A 21,336-nucleotide genomic window follows, 5' to 3' on the forward strand; every position below is an offset into this window, starting at 1 on the left:
CGGGGCAGCAGGCCATGGTGCTCTAGCTGCGGCGGTTGGGCTCTAGCGCTGCGGCTGTAGTGTGCTGCCGTCGGCGGCTAAGGTGTAGGGCATGAAACGCCTCTTGCTCATCGACGGACACTCCATGGCCTTCCGTGCTTTTTACGCACTCCCGGCAGAAAATTTCTCTACCGCCGACGGCAGCACACTACAGCCGCAGCGCTAGAGCCCAACCGCCGCAGCTAGAGCACCATGGCCTGCTGCCCCGTTACGCTTGCCGACGGTCAAGCTCCTGCCATTCCACACTCAGTTCAGGGTTCAGCACAGCGCGCACCCGCTCGACGAGGAAGCAGTACAAGTTATCGGTGCCGTCTTCGATGCCGTCAGCAACGTCTTCTCCGGCGGAAGTGATCGCCACGATGGCCCGGCGCGAGTGTTCCCCGGCGTGTACTAACTGTGCTCCCCATCCACCTTCGCCACGATGGCCGTCTTCATCAGCCGAGAGGCTTTCCAGCCAGGCTTGGGCTAATGCGCAGGCGTCAGCACCTTCGAGGACCGCACGCACGGTAGCTGGGGTGCCGTCATTCCCGGGTGGTCTGCCCCAGAGCCAATCCAAGTTGACGCGGTAGGGATGAAGCATTGGGGTGATACCTTTCGCCGTATTCTTCCCTGGCATTCTAGCTCTGCGAGAATGGAAGAATGAGTGCGGTGGTTCGACAAGTTTGACTAAGGTGTAACGCAAAACCATTTTTGCTGAGCAGCCGACGTCTCGCACGTACGCTAATAGACGTACTCTAGCGTCTATTGCCATGCTAGATGGACGCAGCTCATTGTAGTTCGCAGAAAAAACAAAAATGGCAAGAAAATCGCCCAGGATCACCGAAACAGCTGCGACGGTAATTAAATCCCGAATGGTCCCCATACTTGTGGGACCTGAATGAAAGGAATCAACACAATGACCTTAAAACAAGCATCCGCCCTAGGAGGAATCGTTGTTGCTGCAGCGTATTCGATCATTGCTGATTCTCCGATCTGGGGGATAGTCGTGGCACTCGCGGCACTATCTGGCTACAACTTAGCGACGGCCACTTCCTCCAAAAAGAAAGACAGTGCAGCATAGAATCATTAACGTGGGCACCGACCAAGAACCATAGGCTGGGCAAAATGCACCAAGCACCTCGACCAGCAACCCCGTAAGGCATAATCGGTGCATGGCTACGTTTGAAGAAGTTCTAGACCAGCTACGTGAGAATCAACCACAGGGCAAATACGGTATTGCCTTCGAAAAACTCATGGTGAACTTCTTCCGCACCACACCATCGCTAGCCGAGCAGTTCGATGAGGTTTGCCGTTGGTCTGATTGGCGCTATAACAACGGCCAAACTGACACGGGCATCGATATGGTGGCCCACCGCGTGGCCGACGACAGCTGGGTGGCCATCCAGGCGAAGTTTTATAAGCCGACCACCAGCATCCAAAAAGGCCACATCGACTCCTTCTTTGAGGCTTCTGGCAAATCCTTCGAAACGGAAAACGGCCGGGAACATTTCTCGCACCGCTATATCATCTCGACGACGGATAAGTGGTCCTCGAATGCCGAGGCCGCGCTGGCGAACCAGATCATTGAGACCAGCCGTATCGGTATCGCAGATATTGCCTCTGCCCCGGTGAATTGGGATGTGGCATTCCCTGGTTCGGAGATCCAGGTGAAACTGGAGCGTAAGGAAGCTTTCCAGCCCCGCAAACACCAATCTGAGGCAATCGAAAAAGCCCTGGCTGGTTTCGCTACCCATGATCGCGGCAAGCTGATCATGGCCTGCGGTACGGGCAAGACATTTACGTCGCTGCGCCTGGCGGAACAGTTCGCCCGCGAAAACGGGGGGGGGTAAAGCCCGGGTTTTATTCCTGGTCCCGTCTATCGCGCTACTCTCACAAACCCTGCGTGAGTGGACTGCGCAGGCCACGGTGGACATGCGCAGCTTCGCGGTGTGCTCGGATACCAAGGTGGGCAAAGGCGCCGAGGATATTGCGCCGTATGACCTAGAAGTTCCAGTATCTACAAATGGTAAGCGCCTAGCGGAAGTTTTCAATACCGGCAAGCACTCTGCCGGTCTGCACGTGGTCTTTTCCACCTACCAGTCGCTGCCTACGGTGCACGACGCGCAGCACAACGGCCTTGACGATTTCGACCTGGTCATTTGCGACGAGGCCCACCGCACCACGGGTGTGACGCTGGCTGGCGAGGATGCCTCGAATTTCGTGCGCATCCACGACGCCGACTACCTCAAGGCCGACAAGCGCCTGTATATGACGGCAACCCCGAAGCTTTTCGACGACGATGTCAAAGACAAAGCCGCAGACCACTCGGCGGAGCTCGCCTCGATGGATGATGAAGGCACCTATGGCCCGGAATTTCACCGGTTAGGCTTTGGCGAAGCCGTCGAGCGCGGGTTGCTTACCGACTACAAGGTGTTGGTGATGACGGTCGACGAGGACGTCGCCGCAGAAGCCCTTGCCAACGCCCCAGGACAATTAGTGAACCTCACGACGGCCTCGGCGATCATCGGCGCGTGGAATGCACTGGCGAAACGCTCCGGCAAGTTGCAGGGCACCAAGGACGGCTTCGAGGTTAATGCCAAGCCGATGCAGCGCACGGTGGCTTTCGCGAAAGACATCAAGCATTCCAAACAGATCGCAGATTCCTTCCCTGCTTTGGTGGCCGCACACCAGGAATCGCTGCACGAGCACGCCGCGCTGGAAGACATCAGCCTGCACAACACGGATGTGGCTGTGGCAGCCCAGCATGTCGACGGCACCATGAACGCGATGCAGCGTTCTTCGCGGATCAACTGGCTGGAAGCCGATATTGCCCCGACGGAATCCCGGGTTCTGACCAACGCGCGTTGCCTGTCGGAAGGCGTGGATGTGCCGGGGCTGGATTCGGTGATCTTCTTCCAACCGCGAAACTCCATGGTGGACGTGGTGCAATCTGTCGGCCGCGTGATGCGTAAAGCAGAGGGCAAAGACTATGGCTACATCATCTTGCCGGTCGCGGTACCTCCTGGGGTGAGCCCATCGCAGGCGTTGAACGACAACACGCGTTTCAAGGTGGTCTGGCAGATCCTCAACGCGCTGCGTGCCCACGATGATCGCTTCAATGCCAAGATCAACTCCATCGCGTTGAACGAAGGAAACCCAGACGAGCTACCGGTTGTCGTGGACCCAGTTGCTAACCCGAAAAAGCCGATCGTCGATCCTGCTCCCTCCCCGACCGATAATCCCACTGACGAAGACACAGCGAAGCAGATCGCGCTGTTTTCTTTGGAGCAGTGGCAGGAAGCCATCTACACCAAGTTGGTGGATAAGGTTGGTTCGCGCACGTATTGGGAAGACTGGGCCGATGACGTCGCCAAGATTGCCGAAAACCAGGTCACCCGCATTACTAAGCTTGTCGACGGCGCGGATAAGCACTTGCGCGCTGAATTCGATGATTTCGTCGATGGCCTGCGTAATAACCTGAACGACGGGATTGGTGAAGCCGATGCCATCTCGATGCTTTCGCAGCACTTGATCACTGCTCCAGTGTTCAACGCTTTGTTCGATAACCACGACTTCATTGAGAACAACCCGGTGGCCCAGGTAATGCAGCGTATGACGGATGCGCTGCAAGATGCGCACTTGGACAGCGAAACGGAATCGCTGGAGAAATTCTACGAGTCCGTCCGCGTGCGCGCTTCCGAGGTGACCTCTGCTTCCGGTAAGCAGCAGGTGATCAAGGATCTGTATGAGCGCTTCTTCCGCAAGGCCTTCAAGAAACAAGCAGAAGCCCTCGGCATTGTCTACACCCCGGTGGAAATCGTGGACTTTATCCTGCGTGCTGCCGATGAGGTCTCCCGCAAGCACTTTGGCAAGGGGCTCAGCGATGAAGGCGTGAGCATACTCGACCCCTTCGCTGGGACCTCGACGTTTATGGTGCGTTTGTTGCAATCGGGCCTTATCAAGCCAGAAGATTTGGCACGTAAATTTGCCAAAGAGCTATTCGCCACCGAGATCATGCTGCTGGCCTACTACGTCTCTGCGGTGAATATCGAGACCACCTACAACGCCCTGCGTGAGGAAGCCGCGCAGCGCGACGGTGAACCAACACCGGACTACATGCCGTTTACGAATATCGCGCTTGCCGATACCTTCCAAATCCACGAAGACGGCGATATCCCAGACCTCAACATCTTCCGCGAGAACAACGCCACCATTGAGCGGCAGAAGAACGCTCCCATCAACGTGGTGATTGGTAACCCGCCATATTCTGCCGGCCAAAAGTCCGCCAACGACCTGAACGCTAACCAGAAGTACCCGGGCTTGGATAAACGCATCGCGGACACCTATGCGGCTAAGTCCACGGCGACTTCTCAGCGAACCCTCTATGATTCCTATTTGCGAGCTTTCCGCTGGGCTACCGACCGCATCGGTGATCAAGGTGTGGTTGCATTCGTATCCAATGGCGGGTGGATTGACGGCAATACGGGTGATGGCGTGCGCTTGTCGATGGCCGAGGATTTCACGGACCTTTATGTTTTTAACCTTCGTGGCAACCAACGTACGGCTGGCGAACAGTCTCGCAAAGAAGGTGGTAAAGTCTTCGGCTCTGGTTCCCGCAACTCCGTGGCTATCACCGTCGGTATCAAAGATCCTGTTAAGTCCGGTTTCCAGCTTCACTACCGGGACATCGGTGACTATCTGACAGCCGAAGAAAAGCTAGGGATCGTCGACTCCTCCGCGATTGAAGCCATTGACTGGCAGTCCATTGAACCAAATAAAGAGGGTGACTGGTTGCACCAGCGCTCTGAAGAATTTGAAAAGTGGCCGGTACTGGGTGACAAAAAGTCAAACAAGATTTCTGTTTTCAGGAATTATAGTCTAGGCCTCGCTACAGGCCGAGATGCTTGGGTTACAGGGGAGTCCAAAGCCGTAGTATTCGAAAAGATAAGCATTCTTGAAAACTCATATCGAGAGGCATTTGAGGCTTTCGAAGCCTATATACGCTCGGAGAACATGGACAAGCTTGGTGAGCAAGCGGTCAATGATTTTCTCTCTACCAGATCAAATTTTACTGATCCTCACCGATTTGCTTGGAATAGCAACCTTAAGCAACATCTCGCAAGGCAACGCAAACTTGAGCTAGATAAATCGCAAATCATTAAAAGTCTGTATCGCCCCTTTAAAACAACATGGACGTATTTCGAACGTGATTTGAATGCCAGAGTTTATCAGTTGCCCACGATGTTCCCATCCGAAACACACAGCAATTTTGGTTTTTCGGTCAGTACTCCGAAGGCAAGCTCAGAATTCAGACTTATTGGCTCAAAATTTCTTCCTAATTTAGATCTGCTCGGCCAAACAGGCCAATTCTTCTCCCGCTTCACCTGGTCTCCAGTCGATGCTGAGGACGGTGGTCTGTTCGGTGAGGGGAACGTCGTCAAGCAGGGCGAAACCAGTGCTTACGGCCAAGTCGGTGAGGTTGTTGATGGGTATGTGCGGGTGGACAACATCACGGATGAGATTAAGCAGATCTACCGGGATGCGTTGGGCGGTGATGTCACGGGTGATGACATCTTCCACTTTGTGTACGGCAAGTTGCATGATCCGGGTTATCGGACGCAGTATGCGGCAGATTTGAAGAAGATGCTGCCGCATATTGAAACGCCGTCGTCGCGTGCTGAGTTCGATAAGTTCGCTGCAGCTGGTAAGGAACTCATGGAGTTGCACGTGGATTATGAGTCCGTGGAACCGTGGCCGTTAGATATTCAGGTCAAGGGTGATGAGTCCAACCGTGAGACCTGGCGTGTGCAGAAGATGAAGTGGGCTAGGCGCAAGGATCCGGAAACGGGCAAGAACGTCAATGACGTGACCAAGCTGATCTACAACAAGCAGGTGACCATCTCCGGTATTCCGGCAGAGGCGGATGAGTACATGCTGGGCTCGCGCTCAGCGGTGGCGTGGTTGATTGACCGGTACCAGGTGAAGAAGGACAAGGCTTCGGGGATTGTGAATGATCCGAATGATTGGGCCGATGAGGTGGGCAACCCGCGCTACATCGTGGACCTGATTGGCAGAGTCACGCGCGTGGCGATGGAGACCATGCGGATTGTTGATGATCTTGAGGATTAAGGGACTGAGGAGTTTTCTGGGAAATAGGGGCAACTGAATGGTCAATATCCAAAACATAGTTGATCTCGATTCACACAAAGAACGCAGAGCCAGAAATGATTTGATTCTGCCTGAAAATGGCTAATAACGATTCCAGCCCCTCCCTTGCTCACAGAAGTGACAACAAAATTATTGGTGCAAAAGATTAAACAGCCCGTATGGACGAAAAATCGTTATTAACGAAGTAGTCACAAGCATAACCGGAAAGGCAGTCAGCGCATTAAAACACCCATGGAAGAGGTGTGCCCGTTATCATATAATATGAGCAACTGTCGGATGAGGTCGCCAAACCAAAGATGATGCCGGTGCCCTCGTTCGCTATATTCTGAATCAATAACCATCCACGGTCTCGATACTAGAAAGCTATCACGTCACGCTAAAAAAGGAATAGCTATGCGATTCGCATACTGGACTGTTCGCGTGGTTCCATGGACCTAATCGGGCGGCTGAGTCACGGTTAAAACTCGCGGAATAACGAGGAAACGTCAACACCACCCGAGTAACTGAAATAGTGCATATAACCCATTCACTCAGTTTACCTTTGGTTTAATCAGCCTCCAACAAATCCAATAGAGTATATTTTTTCGAGTTCCCTGCCCGGTCAAGGTGAAGAGATTTGAAGGCAACGGACGCAGCTAAATTCTTTGGATCCATCTCATGCTGGATGCTCGCGATAAGCAGTTGATCGATGCCATTTATTAAAAGTGGGATAACTTTATCCGTGATCGATTCAATGCCGTTACCTACAGCGCGTCCGCTGTGCACAATCAAGTTTCGCTTTCGATATAGACGCTGAAATTCTCTTTGAAGAATCTCGGACGTGCGGTCAAAGATTCTATTCGGATTATTAAAGGCTTCTTGCATCTTTTCGATAGCTAGCCGATCGACGTGGTCAAGAAGGTCGAAATCTTTTCGCTCCAGGATTACACCCTCCATTAGCTTTGATCGTATTATGCTAGCCCCTTCATTTTTGATCTGTGCCGCTATCGAGCATTTTTCTTTGTACCGATCTGCATAATTCTTAGCTAACCACGTCATCTCGGTACGAAAATAGCTTGCCGCGACTACGCGCGCCATCCTTTCGGCGCCAATTCGGTCGTCCTCGCCCGAATCCACCAAGAGAGATTCAATGGCAACCCATCCATTGACTAGCGCCACATGAGGGTTGTTCGTCTGAAGAGGCTCTATAATTGCCAGAATATTTCTGGGTTTAGTTCCGATTTCCAAGTCATGGAGAGCATCCGCTCTTTGGAATGCACGGAGTTTCAAGGGTTGGATTCCACGCCGGGTAGGAAAGGAGTTTCTTTTTTCTTTAGACCACATGATAGGAAGGATGGAGAACCGGTTTTCTGATCCAGATTCAAACTTAAAAGACAGCTGCGAAAGTAATTGTTGTGCTTGACTGGCCGCCTCATTTACGTCTCGCGCTTGCACAGTAAGTATAAAACCACCTTGATGGCGCGCAGTTTTTGCTTGAGGAGCATGCTTGTGTTTCCACTGTTTCAGTTGTTTTGCACTAAGCCACTCACATGGTGGCGTAGGTGAATGAAGGAAGTCAGGAGCACGGTCGACTGGAATTGCAAAGCTAAAATTCTTAGCATCAGATTTTATCTTTTTGTCCAGTTCACGCAGGAGGGTAGAAAATTCGTATCGTCCGTCTTCAGTTTTGTAATCGTGTATAACACTATAGATACTAGGGGCGGGCACACCACAATAAAGCAAGTGCGAAATGATACGCTTTGCAGTTCCCTCTATATCGAGACCTCCAGCTTTACTTGGACAATCGAATATATCTGCCCAGTTTTGTAGATAAGTCTCCTTCAAATCTTGTGCGTGCTTTTCAACTAGTTGTACATCGTGACTATTCTTATTGCTAGCAGAATCTATATTCTGCATGATCTTATTAAGGTTCTTTTGAATAGGGGGCACTCCCATATCGCTTCCAAGAGCTTTACTCATATGGCCGCGCAGCTCCTTTAATGCTACTTCGCTGGTCCCCGGGATTCGCGATTCATTTAAAGCCTCTTCGACTAGTTCGAGTGTTCCAGCGCGCCAATCTCGCCGATGCCAAGGGGTGGTGCGCGAGGTCAATTCAAGCATGCGAGGCACTATGCCCTCTAGTTTTTCTGGTTTGACGATGATCATCGGTGTGCTATCCTTAAACTTGCAAATGGGAATCACGTAAGAGCTATGTCATTACATTTGTGTATTGATCTACTCTTGCCTGTACTCCCATTCTAGCTTCAGAGACGCTCCCCTTCCCATGGGTTGAGCGTTTCTTTTTAGGTTAATGGCTTAGGCCTGGCTTGGGATATGCGACAAAAAGTGTGTCTGGGGTTGTTACCCCCGTGTCGGGGTTAGGTTCCTATCCATCCTTTCTGTACGCCTAGGTTGTGGTTGTAGTCGGTTGGGATAGCGTTGTCGTAGAGGGCTGGTCGTCCTGTTTGCTGGTCGGCTTCGTTCTCGTTGTGGGGCGTGGTGTTGACTTTGGCGAGTGCATCGCGCCCCCAGTTTTGTTGTTTGGCTATTTCGATAGGCGGTCTGGGGTTTTCGGTGTGCAGGTAGAGCCACCATTCGAGCATTCGTCGTTGTCGCTCGCCCGATCTGCCGTGGTGAAGTCTGGTCAGCAATTTCAGTTGCGCGTTGACTCCGCCTTCTAGGCTGTTGGTAGTCGATGCCCACTGGTAGTCGTTGGTTGTTGGTATTTGTGGCGGCTGGAGAAAGCTAAATAGCCATTGTTGCTTGAGGTTACCCTCGTTTAGTGGACACCTTATTAGTGCGGATCTTGTGTCCGTAAGAGAGGATGTTCATTGTGAGTCAACAGCGAAAGAAATACACACCTGAGTATCGACGTGAAGCCGCGAACCTAGTAATCGAGTCGCAGCCCCCAATCGCTCATGTAGCTCAAGGAGATTGACGTCGGACCAGGCCTTTAGGACGGTAGGTAAAAAAATGAGCGCGAACGCCAAGGAGCCTCCAATGGGCTAAGCCAGCCCGATCTTCGTACTGAGAATGCTCGTCTGCGCCGTGAGCTGGCACAAGCCAAGATGGATAATGAGTTTTGTCAAACCCGACAGCCTTCTTCGCTTTAAGGCAACGCGAGAAGAAAAGTTCGAACTAATGCAGCCAGAGCAAGGCGAATTGCAGTATCACACGCATGGCGCGCTTGTTGAAGGTATCTCGGTCCGGATACTACAAATGGGCCTGCACCCAGCAGCAACGGCTTTCCGGCAACGATGATCGCGCAGCATTCTACGCCGATGTTGACCATAAGATTCACCAGATTTGGAAAAACTCCGATCAGGTCTGCGGTGCCCCGCGGATCACCGCAGACCTTACCGAGCGCTACCGTATTTCGCTTAACCGTAAGACTGCGGCCAAGCGGATGCGCATGATGGGCATTGAAGGGATCTCCCCCGCGGGCCTTTGTCCCAGTGACAACGATTCAATCTAAGGTAAGTCCAGGCTTCCTGACCTGGTCAAGCGCATGCTTGATACAGGTGAGCTTAACCGGGTCTGGATGTCGAATATTACCTACCTGCGCACCAACGAGGGCTGGTTATATTTGTGCGCGGTCCGCGATGGCCATTCCCGCAGGGTACTGGGCTGGGCTATGGATAGCGCGCAAGATACTTCCCTGGTCGAACGGGCCCTGCGGATGACGCATACGCTTCCGCGGCGACGTTGCTGAAGGGCTGGTATTTCACGCTGACCACAGAACGCAATTTACCAGCGAGAAGCTGTGGGAAGTATACCGCGACCTTGGCGTTGCCCAGTTGGTGGGGCGTAGCGGTGTGTGCTTCGATAACGCGATGGCCGAGTCATTCTGGTCAACACTTAAAACCGAGTTCTACGACCGCAAGCGCTGGTCAGCCCGTGACGCTGCACGTGCGGGTGTCGCTCGCTGGATTGAAGTTGTCTACAACCGCCGACGCCGGCACTGAAGCGCTCGGGATGCTCAGCCCCGTCGACTTCGAGAACTATATTGGTCTAACCACCAGCAGAAAAGAAATAGCTGCCTAACTATTAGGTAGCTCTATTATGTGTCCACGATTTGCGGGCAACCCCACTGGCCGAGCAGTTCGATGAGGTGTGCTGCTAGTCTGATTAGCGCTATAACAACGGCCAGACTGACACTGGCATCGATATGGTGGCCCACCGCGTAGCTGATGATAGCTGGGTGGCTATCCAGGTGAAGTTCTATAAGCCGACCACCAGCATTCAAAAGTGCCTTATTGATTCATTCTTTGAGGCTTCCAGCAGGTCTTTTGTGACGGAGAAGGGCCGGGAGTATTTCTCGCACCGCTATATCATTTCGGCGACAGATCGGTGATCATCTAATGCCGAAGCCACGCTAGCGAACCAGATCATTGAAACGATCCGCATTGGTATTGCGGATATTAGGTCTCCAGCGATCGAAGAGAATGGGCCTACAGTACTATTCCGAATAGCCTTATGGGAGTGTTAGCAGTTCCCCCAGAGTAAATACGTTTCAATGACATTATTCTCTAGTATTCGACGCGCCTGATCGCAGTTGTTTAAGGTAACAATGACCCGCGAGTTGCACTCATTTAAAAACATAAGCCACAAATCTGAATGCCATGCTGCGGTAGCCATAACGACACCTTCAGAATCATTGTGCGTCTCCTCGATTAGTGAGCCAGCTACGTAATGCCATCCGTTTAATTCTCGTTCTTCACAGTCGCCTATCTCATAACCTTCCGGGAGGTACCAGCAATATTCAGGCCTTCCAAGTTCGGCGCGAAGCGGATACCATAAGAGGCTTAGGTTCGTATCGAAGGGCCATGACACCTTGTTTGCTATCTCAGACTTGAATTGAGTTTCGCTCATTTTTCCGAAAGCATTTCGGAAAGAGCGAGCAGGGAGAACTGGTCGATTAAGGGCCATTCCCACTTCCCGCCATGTACAGGCTCTATTGTCACCCAACGGTGGAAAAATGGAGGACTCCATCCGTACTTCTACTGCATACGAGTAATTCCGACTAAGCGTAGCGAGGCAACCACCGTCATTAATATCGTAAGGGAATATATCTGGGAATGGGACCTCTACAGAGCTTTGAAAATCCCACTTTGGTTCCCCAAATGAATCGTATCTATTGTATGTCTGCATCTAACTAGTATCGTTCTGTAGTTGGCCACTTATAGAAGCCACGTCGACTTATATAAACCGAAGTTTTCTTTACTGCTGGAACCTTCAGAAAACTGTACTGTAGCTAGACTTGGCTCGTCTCCCCTATAGGTCAGCAAATATCTTCCGCCACCGTTGTCTTCGAAGGAACATTTTTGACGGTTACCGCTACCGCTCTTGACGCAGTTTATCGCATGCTGCTCGATGGGCTGAAAGTTGCGGTCTAATTGAGAAGTAGAAACCTCTCTCCTCGCCCGTACCCGTGTTCACTTCAACAGTCTGCTGTACCGCAGGATGGGTGACTGAAGGAGGTACTTCCCCGTAACTCAGACCACTGGGACGGGAAGTTCGGCATGTTTCGACGTTTCAACTCGACGGAGCCCCGCGAAACCTCGCGCCCCACTTTCTGCCCTGCGAGTCCTCGGTTATGGAGACCAACCATGTAATCGGCGAGTTGACCAAGGGGCATTGCCCCCTTCGCCGGGACCTCGACGTTCATGGTGCGCTTGTTGCAATCTGGGCTCATCAAACCAGAAGACATGGCACGCAAATATGCCAACGAATTATTTGCCACCGAGAGCATGTTGCTGGCGTATCCCGCCGCGCGTTTGCACCCAGTTCAACGGCCACGAGCAGAGCCATCAATAGGTATGCGGCGGCGTCAAAAGGTTAAGAGTTCGTGTTGAGGATTCCATACTGAGAGGCCCAACGGTGCTGACGCAATGAGATTCTTTCGGCTTTGGTTGATGACGATCGCTACCGAGTACTGTGCCCGGGTCACCGCTACGTAGAATCCACAAGCACTCTTGTCTTTAAGCTCTTTACCTTTGAGACAGAAGTCCTGGATTGCTCCCGTCGCCAGGATGATCACCCGCTGGTAGGTACGCCCTTTTGAATTGCCAAAGGTTATCGGATTGCGCGCTGTTTGACCTCTCCATGAGCTACTTGAATACCTCAGAACAGTTGGGGTGAACTCAGCAACGTAATGGTCAAGATCTTCTTTTGCAACCAGAAAAATTCCATCGTGGGAAGACTCGTCGCTCATCCTTGACACGGTTGACGAGAATCCGAATCTTTTTGGGAAAATAGTGTCTGAGAAGTCCGCGATAGCCTGGTTGAATCGGTAGGTTTCAACTTTCTCGTCGATATTCAGACGTCCCGAATTCTCAAATTCCCGGTACCACCCCATGAGATTCTGCCGGTCGGCTTTCTTGTTCTTCCGGGAGGATAAGCTGCTGTCAAGGAGGGACTGTCGACTATCACCCACTAGCAGGCACCGAACCGAATCCTGACGCAGTAGACGTGTTATGACGTCTAAACCGCTACGGCTGATATCCTGCGCCTCGTCGATGAGGATTTCATCATAAATGAGGCGGAGACGGTTTTCTACCAGTCCGTCAGCTTTATCAATCAGTCCGGTAGCTAGCTCCTCGAGGTAGTCCTTGTAGATCATCCCGGTTTCATTAAAGTAGCGTCGAGGGTCTGTTTTTTCCTTATACAACAGGCTCATTCGTACATCGCCGGAATCAAAGATAAATCCGGTGACTCGTTGCTCGGGAAAGAGCAGCGGAAGATATGGGCGAACGACGTAGTTTATCAGGAATGCATACCAACCTGTTACGTCTGGCGCGGGTGCTGAGGGGTCGATGTTTTTCTGGAGACGTCCTTCGAGTTCATTCTGCCCGGTCAGCGTCAGTGTGATGATTAGTCGCCGAACGTTGGGTTGACCCTGGCTGCAGTGGTCTATAACGTGCTGGGTTTTTCCCGAACCTGCGCAGGCGTGGACGAATTGGTGCGTCATGACTCTGAGCCGATTCTTCTCTCGAGGGCATCCAATACGTCCTGGATGTATGGCGGTGGATTCAGGGTGTGCTCTGATGCGGCGATGGCTAGGGCCGCATCCGTCTTATTCTTCTGCATCCAAGCAGCAAACGGAGGCACTTTTGCTTTAGGGAACACGAGTTGCAGAGACTCGTTCGTGTTTGCACTTTCAATCTGGGGCTCTAACGTGTTTCCCAGATCCGGATCGCCAATGGACAGGATTCTCTGTCCTTCCTGGAGGTAGGATCTCATTTTTTCTTGCCAATGCTCTGGGGTATAACCGTCGTTGTCCCGGATAGCGAATAGAGAGCGGCCCAACAGAGTTGCCAGTTCAAAGCATCGTTCGAATGACACGCCATTGATGGACATCACGTCTACGCCACAGTCCAATGGTTCACGGCCAAACCTGTCGGTGAAAAACCTGGTGAAGACAATCTCATCGGAGGGCCCCTCTACGACCACGATCGTGTCAGCCAGGATGAGTCGGAGGGTGTCGAATCCGGAGAGCTTCTGGAAGTACCGGATCGTGTCATTTTTCAGCTTGTTGAACCGTGCGGGCGTCCCGTTGCTGAGCAGGGTCACTTGATCAAGTCCGAGTCGGTTGAGGATATAAGAGCTATGCGTTGTGATGAACACTTGCCGGTTTTGAGCAGAGCGTTCAATGTAGGAAATAAGCTGCCGCATTCGGGTGTAGCTGAGGTGGTTCTCTGGTTCTTCGATGAAAACGAGGCTGCTGGTGTCCGCATTTCGCCCCATTGCGAGGATGGTTTTGGCCACCGCCTGATTTCCCTGCCCAGCCATCGACAACGGAACGTCATCGACATCGGGGATGAGCGTGGCTTCCCATGAGGCTGAGCGAGACTGATCGATCTGTACCCCCACCACTGCTCCTGGGATCGACTGATTCTCTTCGGCAAGTTCCTCGTTGAGGTCGCACAGAACCTCGCGGCCAAGGGTTGCGCGGAGCTTGCGATAATCAACAGAGACACGGCTGCGGTCTTTCGGGTCGAGACGAGTTTCTAAGATTTGTCGCGTGTAGTATTCAACGCCACGCTCTGAGCGGATTGTTCGACTATCGATCAACGAGGTGCCGAGTTCCTTGGGGCGTCGCAGCACTGGATGTCCACCAAAGTTCAGCCATTCAACCATGTAATACTCGACTGGGAGAACTTCAGGGCAGTCTTCTTGCTGGAAGTACTCATTTAGCTCCTGCGTGTATTCCGGGTCAGGGTGTGCCCAGATGGACAGGCCAACCGAGTCCGCGTTCTCCATATTATTGACACCTCGGAGTTTTTCCAGCTCACCGCTTTCGACATCCAGGTAGACGTCAATGCGAAACGTTGGTGCATCGCGGTGACTGCGTTCGCTGGGCGGTTTCTCGAAAAAGTCGTGAACCATGGTGTGGTTAAACCAATAAGGATTCAGGTAATCTGCCGCGCGAACCCCGTTGACTCGCCCGGCTAAGGCTAACGTCATTGCTTCCAAAAGCGTTGATTTACCCGCCTCATTTCCACCGACGATAATGTTGGTTCCCACCTCAGGTTCAAACGTAAAGTCCTGGAACCTTCGATATCCTCGAATCTGCACTTTCGTGATTACTGGAGTCATTAGGCCACCACTTGTTTGATCATGGTCACGATGTCGTCGCGTTTGAGTTGCGGGGCGAAGTGGACAGAGACGTTCCCATCGCTGATCGACTCGAAGAACTTCCGAGCGGCCTTGATGCGTAGTTCCTCGGTTCCTCGCAAGTCAGCCTTGGAATCAACGTCCTTAGTCTCGACGATGAAGTTCAGCGACATTTTGCCATCAGCAGTTTTTAGCACGTACATGAAGTCCGGGCTGGTGGTCCCACCAAAATAAACCGGCACTTGGATCGATCGGCGTGGGATTTTGCCGTAGACAACGACCTCGTCGAGAACAGAGTCACGCATCGTGGTCTGTTCCTTCGGGGAGTCGTAGACGAACGCATCGTAGAGGAACTTCTCTGACACCTCGGAGGTGGTGTCGCGGTAGACACCGACGTTTCCTTGCGCAATCGTCTTCAGCGGTTGCCCATCAGGGTCGGTCAGCGCGGTGGCCCCCAGCGGCCCGTCGATACGGGTGTAGGAGAACCGTTTGACATATTCGCGCTGCATCCAGCCATGGAACTGCGCAGCAAACTCACCCAGTGTGGACTTGTTGAAGAAATCGCTAGGAAGCTTCTTCTTTGCGTTATGTCGCACCAAGCCAGCGTGGATCTCGCTGATGGGGAGATAGGTTTGGGTGTAGGCCAGTCTCAGCCACTGTCCATAGGGTATCGACCCGTCAACGGCGTAGGTTTCCTTCGTCGACGAGATGGTCGTCAGCACCCCGTCCGCGCCGGTCGTGAGCAGGTCTTGGGTGAACCTACCGGTTTGTGCCTTGTAGATGCCCTCGTCCAGGATCTCATCGATGCAGGTACTGATTTCGGCTGGTGTGAGGTCATCGAGTTTGAGGTAGTACTTGGCGTTGACTGCCTCCCATAGTTGCTTGAGTTCGGAGTAACGCTCCTTACGGATGCCGACTCGGGCTTTCTTTTCGTCGGTGACAACCTTGCCGGGTTTGAGCTTGCCTTCTGCGAATTGCGGATACAGCTCAAAGAGCGCCTCGGCTTTGCCTTCGATCAAGTTCTTGTCGCTATCAACCAGGCCCTTTTGGAGCAGTTCAATGAACAACTCAGTCTCGTCCCTACCTAGCTGGGCAGCCACACGCGGCAGCAACTCCTTAACCGACGGTGTATGGCCGCCGATGTCTGAGTTGATTTCAGTCACAAGACTGTTGGCGAAGGATTCCTCAGTGTAATCGATGAGGTAGGTCAGCCGGAAGTCCTCATCTGACAAACGGCTACCACTGACATCAACGGGAAGGCGCAGCCCGCGCCCGACCTCTTGGAGTTTCGAGATTTCCGATCCCGACGAGCGTAGTTTCACGATCTGGAAGACATTGGGGTTATCCCAGCCCTCACGCAGCGTCCACTTCGAGAACACAAACCGCATCGTGTTCGGCGACCCATCCGCTCTCGTGAATGACAGCATCGATTGCTTATCGCGAAGAATCAGGTCCACCTCGGCCTGGATCGCCTCATCGGTGGACGCATTATCAGCAGAGAAATAACCACCGTTTGTTGCCGATACATCAGCCAGCGAATTCTTCAAGTATGCGACATAGTCTTTGGCTGCCTGTGAGGTCTTGTCGGCGTGTTCGGCGATAACCTCCTTGAGCTTCGCAGCCAGCAGTTCCTCAAACCGGACGCGTAAGTGGCCTCGACCATCCTCGCCACGGTAGGACTCGATCGAATCAATGAAAAACAGTGTCAAGGTTTTCACACGGGTAGCGCGCCGGAAGTTCTCCCACTCCGTCTCGAAGTGGTTATCCAGCGCACGAGCGATCATCAGCTCTTGATAGGTCTGGGAGTACACTCCAGCCACCACGGTGTCGCCCTTGCCAAGGATCTGGCCGTTGGACAGGCTCACCCCAGACTTAATCGCCGGGTTCTCCGTCTTGCCGACCGCCTCAATCGTGATGCCAGCGAACGCTCCATCTGCCTCAGCCAACGAGCCACCCAACCCCACCGTCAAGGTCTTAGAAGTGTCAAGGTTGGTAAACGTTGCCTGCTTCGGTTTCCGAGCCGACAAACTTGTCAACTTTAATCTCGTGGAGTCTTGACCATCATCCTCCGGGTACTGCACAGCTACGCCTTTGACGAGTTGTTCGTTGAACGCCTCGACCGCACCGAGGTTGAACACCAGATTGTTGTAATCAATGTGACTGGTCTTATCGTCTTTCGGGAAGGTCGCACCAAACCTGATCACGGCTTGGGGTTGAATCTGGTCGATGATCGTCTGGTAGGCCTTATTCTCACGGCGGAACCGATGTGGCTCATCAATAATCACGACCGGACGAGTCGCTGCCAACGCCTCATACGGCTGGCTCGACATCCCCAATACGGTCTGGTCATAGATAGCACCCATCGTCGCTGCCGAGCGCAACATGCCATCAGTCATCAACAACGCATGCACACGGCCCTTGGTTAGCCGAGATGTCGACATGAAATTCGCCACCGCGCTAGGAAAGAACTTCCGCCCCTTTGACCGCTTCTGTGGATCAAGAACATCCAGATCCAGCTTGATGCTGCCACCATAGGTGTCATCGAAATAGCTACGCGCATAATCGGACGTAACGAATGACCTGGTGCCCTGCTTGATCGCTGTCGACGGCACCAGAACGATGAACTTGGTAAACCCATAAATCCTGTTGAGTTCGTACATCATCTGTGTGTAGACCAGCGTCTTACCCGTGCCGGTCTCCATTTTCACGTCGATACCGAGCACACCATCATCCACCCGGCCCCGCCAAGCACCTGGAATTGCAGGTACACCCTCAACCGCACCGTTCTGCAACTCAGAAATGTTATGAGCCAACTGCGGATCAGCCAGATCAAAGACCGGGTTGGCCTCCATCAACCCGCCAGAATCAAAATCCACGCCATGAAAAACACGGGTAATCGCCGTCAGCGCCCGCTGTTGGTGCTCAAGGGTCTGTAGCCTGATCTGCATCGCCTTACAGCCTCTCAATCACAGACACGGTACGACCAGATTTCAGCACCGAGAGATTCTTCTTCAACTCGTGCATCACACCAAACGTGACCGAGTACCCGAACACCACAACACGAGAAACCGCAAGATCCCCGTTCTCAAGCAGGCGAACAAGCTCCACCACATCATCACTCGTTAAACCTGGCGAAATGATATAAGCAGAATCACCACACACATCCAACTTGTAGCCAGCCAAGGCGACCTTCTGCGTGTGAGTGGTCAAACCGTGACCGTCCTCCACCAGCCACGTCGCCAACACCGTGTCATGGCCAGGCGTACCGTTCAGATCGAACTTTGAAACGTAATCGGCAGCCAGCAACGTGTCGTCCTGCTCTGGATCAAACGTCAACAGATCGTCAAGAACCCCACCAGAGGGTTCGTTCAGCCTGTAAAGCTTGAAGCCGTAATCGATATCTGCGCCAGTTTCTTTCTTTATCTTCGCCGCCGCGCGCGCAACGCGCTCACGCCCAATTTCATCAATCTTGCGAAAACCAGTCTTATAAGCATGCGCCGTCGGTTCTAAAACTTCAGGTAGCTGCACGAGTATCCACCGCCGATTCCCAGAGTCCTTGGCGTTCTGGCGCATTAGAGCCTCAGCCGTAGTAGCGGAACCCGAAAAGAAGTCGAGCACAATGTCCTGCTCGCTTTTTGTCCGAATCGTTGCGCCTTCAATTGCTTGCCGCACCAATTCCACAGGCTTGGGGAAACTGAAGTCGGCGGCTAGATTCAACCTATCAAGGTCATTCACTCCGAGTTTATTAAGATATTTCGCGTACCCGTCACCATCGAACTTCTTTAGGACTGTGTAAAACTTAGAGGTATCCTCGGAAATCTTCCTTAATCTACCTACAAGATGGTAGCCGCCCTTCGGAACAAGAACATAGTTCCCGCTCTCTAGTTCTTGATTAACTTCGTGAAGCTTTTGTTCGCCGAGAATTTCGGCAATCTCTTCATAAGGGCAGGTTCCGTACTTTCCAAACTCCTTTCTAAGCCAGTCAGTTTCAACCCAGTAGTCCTCTCCTCCTTTAGAGATAACTTGACCGCGTATATCTTTAGGCCGACCTAGTGGAACAAAGGCGTCGACATTCTTGCAATAGGCCGGTAGATAATCATGACCAATCACTGCCTGCTTGGCCAGACCTCCGCCTTCGGAACGAACGACAACAAATCCTGCGACAAAGTTTTGTTCACCAAAGACCTCATCACACAAAAGCCTAAGGTTAGCCTGTTCGTTATCGTCAATACTGATAAAGATTACGCCATCGTCAGCTAGGAGTTCTTTTGCAAGTTGCAGGCGTGGGTACATGAAAGTGAGCCATGCGGAGTGTGAGGACTTGCCACGCAAATCGAGAACTCGCTCTGCTTCATCTTCGGTGAGTCCGACTTTCTCAACTAGCTGTGGCGCGGTGAAGCTGAAATCGTCGTTGTAGACGAATCCGTCTGAGCCAGTGTTGTAGGGGGGGTCGATGTAGATGCACTTCACTTTCCCTGCGTAGGAGCCGATCAGGTGTTTAAGTGCATCGAGATTGTCACCGACAATGTAAAGATTCTCGGAATCCGCATTTATAGGCTTCGAGTTGTGCCCAAGGTCTGGCACAACCACCGTTTCGGTCTTTGTAGACGTGAGGTACTTCGCATAAGATTTGCCAAGAAAATTCAGCTCATATCCTTCACGAGTGAGATCAACGTCTCCGTCTTGGAACGCCTGTTGAAGTCGATCAATCTTGAAGTTGCCGTCACCGTCGAAGTACTCAGGTAGTAAAGATCGGATCCGTTCGATTTCATAGTCGTTAGGCTTAACAGTTTCGTTGTGTTCGCTAGTGTGTCTGATCATTTCGTTGGCTCCTCGGTAGCTTCACAGATGCCCACTATATCAACCACTATTGCCGTACATATTCGTGCAAGGACGTTGGTTATGACATTGCCGTCCCGCCCATCTTGGCGATGATGGCATCAGACAGACCGGTGGCTACGCGCAAGACTTCTTTGGTCAGACCTCGGCCGATCAGGAGTTTCCATATTGGCTTGAATCTAGCTGATAGAACCCCCGCAAGGAACCAACCAGCAAATGATGTGCGCAATCTGCGGGCTAAAATCAAAAGGCTTATCAAAATCAGCCACTTGTTCGCACTGCAATAAAAACTGATTCGACTCTTATCCTTGCGCAATATCAATTGACGCCAAACTGCGCAGTCATGAGAGAAGACACAGTGCTTGAACTCAACGAAGCATTCAACTTCGCGACTGCGAGTCCGAATACTCGTTTCGCAAATGTGGAAGCCTGGTCACTAAAAATCGAGAAAATGCGAAACACGAGTTCACAGTTAGAATTTGCAAATTCGCGAGTCGAAATCGACAACGATACAGACATCGTAGCCTTCTACTATGAACCTCAGAGTAACAGGCAATCTGATACCTTGAAGCGCGCGCAGGAAATTTGGGATGCTTCGCGAGTGCAATATCTGCCGATTGACGCTGTGGAATCGCGCGCAACCGAGTTAAGCAAGCGACTAGCCGCATGACATTTCGGAATTCGATGCGCCATTATTCATCTGACAAGACCTGGTCACTCCCACACGCCAGGCTGCGTTCGACCAGATAATTGAGTGGGTCGTTGAATTAGAGATATGCGACAAAAGGAAATACGGATTTTAGCAGTAGCCAGATTTTAACAGGTAGTACCTGGTAATAATCCTTCATTTCCGCCTGCCTTTTGGCATAAAATCAACTCCCGACCTGATAGCAGCCAGGGGTTGTTTTGAATGTGTTTTGAGTGCCGGAAAACGACATAAATTTAATTTAATTCAAGTTTACTAATGCCGTACCAGTACGGTAAAGTGATTAACATAAGGCGAAACGGCATTACAACAACTAAATAGAAGAGCTGAGAATGTCAATTACACAGACATCATTGCAACAATCACCTTGATTGTCATGATTTTAATCCGGCTCGACACTCGCAAGTAGTGCCGAATAGCCACTAACAAAAGTCCCGGCCATAATGAGGATGGCCGGGCACCCCCTCACTATACAACACGAAAGGAACATCATGCGTTTTACACTCATCTCCACCGCTGCAGCCACCATCATGACCTTGGCGGGCGCAAGCGCGTTCTTCATTCCTGCATTCATTGCCGTCGGCATTGCCATCGACAAGAATGAAAGGAAAAACTATGCAGCCTAAGATCATTGACGCAGACACGGGGAAAGAGCTTTGGCGCGCCGTAGAGTGCGCCAAACACTGCGACATCACCACTCGCACGTGGGCGAGTTACTACGCGAATGGGCGCACGCCCGACCCTGTGGCCATGCTCGATGGCCGTAGCGCATTGTGGTTCGCCGAGGATATTAAGCACTGGCACGCAAACCGGCCAGGCTCTCCGGCCCAGCTACGCCGGTAGCATTACCCTCCAACCGTTTCCCAGTTGTCAGCGATGCTTGGTTCGAAGCGATTCCCCGTGGGCCTGCCTAATTCTTAAGACCGAGCGGTTTGAGTTCCGGAAAACGACACAAAATTAATTTAATTCCAATTTACTAATACCGTACCAGTACGGCGGAATGATTAATG

The 21,336-nt window shown here is 52.1% G+C and carries 16 protein-coding genes and 2 pseudogenes; 10 read left to right on the forward strand and 8 right to left on the reverse strand.

From position 1 onward, the window contains the following. Positions 1–247: 247 nt before the first annotated feature. A complete protein-coding gene (locus tag A5774_RS03955) occupies positions 248–619 on the reverse strand; it encodes a hypothetical protein (RefSeq protein ID WP_197490250.1) in 372 nt (123 codons plus the stop codon). Between the two features lie 315 nt (positions 620–934). Between A5774_RS03955 and A5774_RS11200 the strand changes: the two genes are divergently transcribed. From A5774_RS11200 to A5774_RS03960, 3 genes are all read left to right on the forward strand, one after another. Next, complete coding sequence (locus A5774_RS11200; RefSeq protein ID WP_021352231.1) at positions 935–1,099, forward strand: hypothetical protein; 165 nt, start codon at positions 935–937, stop codon at positions 1,097–1,099. Positions 1,100–1,190: 91 nt separating this feature from the next. Then, a complete protein-coding gene (locus A5774_RS11910; protein ID WP_284862174.1) occupies positions 1,191–1,868 on the forward strand; it encodes a DEAD/DEAH box helicase family protein in 678 nt (225 codons plus the stop codon). A 49-nt stretch (positions 1,869–1,917) separates the two neighbouring features. Continuing rightward, positions 1,918–6,147 carry a type ISP restriction/modification enzyme gene (locus A5774_RS03960; RefSeq protein WP_369815522.1) on the forward strand — a complete coding sequence of 1,410 codons (4,230 nt, stop codon included), beginning with the start codon at positions 1,918–1,920 and terminating at the stop codon, positions 6,145–6,147. Positions 6,148–6,732: 585 nt separating this feature from the next. On the opposite strand, the gene A5774_RS03965 is transcribed toward A5774_RS03960, so the two are convergent. Beyond that, complete coding sequence (locus A5774_RS03965; protein ID WP_023019560.1) at positions 6,733–8,331, reverse strand: hypothetical protein; 1,599 nt, start codon at positions 8,329–8,331, stop codon at positions 6,733–6,735. A 212-nt stretch (positions 8,332–8,543) separates the two neighbouring features. Then, a pseudogene (locus tag A5774_RS03970) lies at positions 8,544–8,921 on the reverse strand (IS256 family transposase); the annotation flags it as partial. Between the two features lie 422 nt (positions 8,922–9,343). Here A5774_RS03970 and A5774_RS10865 point away from each other — a divergent pair. From A5774_RS10865 to A5774_RS11920, 4 genes and pseudogenes are all read left to right on the forward strand, one after another. After that, positions 9,344–9,640 (forward strand): IS3 family transposase, encoded by a 297-nt coding sequence (locus tag A5774_RS10865; protein ID WP_023019562.1) that lies wholly within the window; start codon positions 9,344–9,346, stop codon positions 9,638–9,640. 33 nt (positions 9,641–9,673) lie between these two features. Beyond that, positions 9,674–9,877 carry an IS3 family transposase gene (locus A5774_RS10870; RefSeq protein ID WP_023019563.1) on the forward strand — a complete coding sequence of 68 codons (204 nt, stop codon included), beginning with the start codon at positions 9,674–9,676 and terminating at the stop codon, positions 9,875–9,877. A 121-nt stretch (positions 9,878–9,998) separates the two neighbouring features. Next, a complete protein-coding gene (locus A5774_RS11915; protein WP_369815523.1) occupies positions 9,999–10,130 on the forward strand; it encodes an integrase core domain-containing protein in 132 nt (43 codons plus the stop codon). 182 nt (positions 10,131–10,312) lie between these two features. Continuing rightward, positions 10,313–10,519: pseudogene (locus A5774_RS11920) on the forward strand (hypothetical protein); the annotation flags it as partial. 1,086 nt (positions 10,520–11,605) lie between these two features. On the opposite strand, the gene A5774_RS11215 reads toward A5774_RS11920, so the two are convergent. The 5 genes from A5774_RS11215 to A5774_RS04010 all read right to left on the reverse strand — a co-directional run bounded on the left by A5774_RS11215 (position 11,606) and on the right by A5774_RS04010 (position 19,602). Next, entirely contained in the window at positions 11,606–11,908 is a 303-nt protein-coding gene (locus tag A5774_RS11215) for a hypothetical protein (protein ID WP_155896231.1), read from the reverse strand. A gap of 87 nt (positions 11,909–11,995) precedes the next feature. After that, complete coding sequence (locus A5774_RS03995) at positions 11,996–13,135, reverse strand: UvrD-helicase domain-containing protein (protein WP_027017810.1); 1,140 nt, start codon at positions 13,133–13,135, stop codon at positions 11,996–11,998. Then, a complete protein-coding gene (locus tag A5774_RS04000; protein ID WP_064833496.1) occupies positions 13,132–14,763 on the reverse strand; it encodes an ATP-dependent endonuclease in 1,632 nt (543 codons plus the stop codon). The genes A5774_RS03995 and A5774_RS04000 overlap by 4 nt, the downstream gene beginning before the upstream one ends. Further along, positions 14,763–17,729, reverse strand: a complete 2,967-nt coding sequence (locus tag A5774_RS04005) for a type III restriction-modification system endonuclease (protein ID WP_027017808.1) — start codon at positions 17,727–17,729, stop codon at positions 14,763–14,765. The genes A5774_RS04000 and A5774_RS04005 overlap by 1 nt, the downstream gene beginning before the upstream one ends. 4 nt (positions 17,730–17,733) lie before the next feature. Beyond that, positions 17,734–19,602 carry a site-specific DNA-methyltransferase gene (locus A5774_RS04010; RefSeq protein WP_035000550.1) on the reverse strand — a complete coding sequence of 623 codons (1,869 nt, stop codon included), beginning with the start codon at positions 19,600–19,602 and terminating at the stop codon, positions 17,734–17,736. Between the two features lie 361 nt (positions 19,603–19,963). Between A5774_RS04010 and A5774_RS04015 the strand changes: the two genes are divergently transcribed. The 3 genes from A5774_RS04015 to A5774_RS04020 all read left to right on the forward strand — a co-directional run bounded on the left by A5774_RS04015 (position 19,964) and on the right by A5774_RS04020 (position 21,169). After that, entirely contained in the window at positions 19,964–20,290 is a 327-nt protein-coding gene (locus A5774_RS04015; protein ID WP_155896230.1) for a hypothetical protein, read from the forward strand. Between the two features lie 527 nt (positions 20,291–20,817). Further along, positions 20,818–20,952 (forward strand): hypothetical protein, encoded by a 135-nt coding sequence (locus A5774_RS11825; protein ID WP_255364721.1) that lies wholly within the window; start codon positions 20,818–20,820, stop codon positions 20,950–20,952. Further along, the gene (locus A5774_RS04020) at positions 20,942–21,169 is read left to right on the forward strand and encodes a hypothetical protein (protein WP_027017805.1); all 228 of its coding nucleotides are present in this window, start codon (positions 20,942–20,944) and stop codon (positions 21,167–21,169) included. Before A5774_RS11825 ends, A5774_RS04020 begins: the two co-directional genes overlap by 11 nt. Positions 21,170–21,336: the final 167 nt, after the last annotated feature.

This window comes from Corynebacterium sp. EPI-003-04-2554_SCH2473622 (assembly GCF_001665955.1).
Lineage (GTDB): Bacteria > Actinomycetota > Actinomycetes > Mycobacteriales > Mycobacteriaceae > Corynebacterium > Corynebacterium pseudodiphtheriticum.

Excerpts from the sequence above, each read along its gene's own strand:
- A5774_RS03955 (WP_197490250.1), bottom strand. The coding sequence starts at position 619 with ATGCTTCATCCCTACCGCGTCAACTTGGATTGGCTCTGGGGCAGACCA.
- A5774_RS11200 (WP_021352231.1), top strand. The coding sequence starts at position 935 with ATGACCTTAAAACAAGCATCCGCCCTAGGAGGAATCGTTGTTGCTGCA.
- A5774_RS11910 (WP_284862174.1), top strand. The coding sequence starts at position 1,191 with ATGGCTACGTTTGAAGAAGTTCTAGACCAGCTACGTGAGAATCAACCA.
- A5774_RS03965 (WP_023019560.1), bottom strand. The coding sequence starts at position 8,331 with ATGATCATCGTCAAACCAGAAAAACTAGAGGGCATAGTGCCTCGCATG.
- A5774_RS10865 (WP_023019562.1), top strand. The coding sequence starts at position 9,344 with ATGGCGCGCTTGTTGAAGGTATCTCGGTCCGGATACTACAAATGGGCC.
- A5774_RS10870 (WP_023019563.1), top strand. The coding sequence starts at position 9,674 with ATGCTTGATACAGGTGAGCTTAACCGGGTCTGGATGTCGAATATTACC.
- A5774_RS11915 (WP_369815523.1), top strand. The coding sequence starts at position 9,999 with ATGGCCGAGTCATTCTGGTCAACACTTAAAACCGAGTTCTACGACCGC.
- A5774_RS03995 (WP_027017810.1), bottom strand. The coding sequence starts at position 13,135 with ATGACGCACCAATTCGTCCACGCCTGCGCAGGTTCGGGAAAAACCCAG.
- A5774_RS04000 (WP_064833496.1), bottom strand. The coding sequence starts at position 14,763 with ATGACTCCAGTAATCACGAAAGTGCAGATTCGAGGATATCGAAGGTTC.
- A5774_RS04005 (WP_027017808.1), bottom strand. The coding sequence starts at position 17,729 with ATGCAGATCAGGCTACAGACCCTTGAGCACCAACAGCGGGCGCTGACG.
- A5774_RS04010 (WP_035000550.1), bottom strand. The coding sequence starts at position 19,602 with ATGATCAGACACACTAGCGAACACAACGAAACTGTTAAGCCTAACGAC.
- A5774_RS04015 (WP_155896230.1), top strand. The coding sequence starts at position 19,964 with ATGAGAGAAGACACAGTGCTTGAACTCAACGAAGCATTCAACTTCGCG.
- A5774_RS11825 (WP_255364721.1), top strand. The coding sequence starts at position 20,818 with ATGCGTTTTACACTCATCTCCACCGCTGCAGCCACCATCATGACCTTG.
- A5774_RS04020 (WP_027017805.1), top strand. The coding sequence starts at position 20,942 with ATGCAGCCTAAGATCATTGACGCAGACACGGGGAAAGAGCTTTGGCGC.